The organism is Oleiphilus sp. HI0086 (assembly GCF_001635225.1).
This window is the reverse complement of the sequence record NZ_LWFZ01001405.1, coordinates 1-1,216: the sequence shown is the minus strand read 5'-3', so window position 1 is coordinate 1,216 and position 1,216 is coordinate 1. Positions and strand designations below refer to the sequence as shown.

Genomic DNA, 1,216 nt, shown 5'->3' with positions numbered 1-1,216 from the left:
ATGATAGTATCCTTTTCTCTGTAAGTATCTCAGCGCTGTGGATTTAATTTCCACAAATTCTTAATTCACCACCAACGATACGCTGATAAATTAGAATATTCATACTAAGCAAAGGTATTAACGCAAATAAATTGTTGGGCTTGGCAAGGAGGACGTTAAGAGGGAAGTGCTACCACTCGAACAATACCCAGCTAGGCACAAGGACTTGTGAGCGATCTTCGCGGATCCAGGCATTGCCATCCTGAGGCACTAAATAATAAGTAGGGCCAATCTTTGGAACGACTTTAATTTCTTTTAGAACGCCATTNACACGATATTCGTAAAAAGTTTTGTTATCCTCATTGCGAATAACGATCTCAGGCTCAGCAGGCTGAATAGATTCCTCTGCATGTGCGGATGTTATAGCGAACATGCTGGCTTGAGTTGCGAGTAGAGTTACTAATAAAGTTGGGCGTAATATCTTTCGCATATGAACTCCTGTATGAGCGTTGACGAATAAAAATATCTGTTCTGTATTGTCGTTTTTTCTTACTATACCACTGTGCCAGTGATTACTCACCGGACTTTTAATTTCAAAACCCAGCTCTTACCAGCATCTAAACAATTATAGATACGCAATTTATGACAACAAATACCGAGCAATCTCAAACACTTCCTACCGTTTTGGTGGATGGATCATCTTATTTATTCCGGGCTTTTCATGGTTTACCTCCTTTAGTTAATTCTAAAGGCCAGCCAACCGGAGCAATTAAAGGTGTGATCAGCATGCTTAGAAGGCTGGAAACCGACTATCCAGGCTCTAAAGTAATTGTGGTTTTTGACGCTAAAGGTAAGAACTTTCGTCATGAAATTTACCCTGACTATAAAGCGAATCGTCCACCGATGCCTGATGATTTACGTTCTCAGATCGCGCCGATTCACGAGATCATTGAAGCAATGGGTTTGCCTTTACTCATCATTCCTGATGTCGAAGCGGATGATGTGATTGGTGCCTTGGCGCATCAGGCAACGCAAAAGAAGATCGATGTGGTGATCTCAACTGGCGATAAGGATATGGCTCAGTTAGTGACAGAGCATGTGACGCTGATCAATACCATGACCGATACCAAAATGGATATTCAAGGCGTCGAAGATAAGTTCGGCGTTCGCCCTGATCAGATCATTGACTACTTAGCTTTGGTTGGCGATTCGGTTGATAATATTCCCGGCGTGCCGA

The 1,216-nt window shown here is 42.2% G+C and carries 1 protein-coding gene and 1 pseudogene; one reads left to right on the top strand and one right to left on the bottom strand.

The genetic code is table 11. The annotated features are described in order from the left end of the window. Nucleotides 1-169 precede the first annotated feature (169 nt). On the bottom strand, nucleotides 170-469 hold the full coding sequence (locus A3756_RS23945; protein WP_068509226.1) for a DUF2782 domain-containing protein: 300 nt from the start codon (nucleotides 467-469) through the stop codon (nucleotides 170-172). Nucleotides 470-621: 152 nt separating this feature from the next. Here A3756_RS23945 and A3756_RS23940 point away from each other — a divergent pair. Next, nucleotides 622-1,216 (top strand): annotated as a pseudogene (locus tag A3756_RS23940) (DNA polymerase I); the annotation flags it as partial.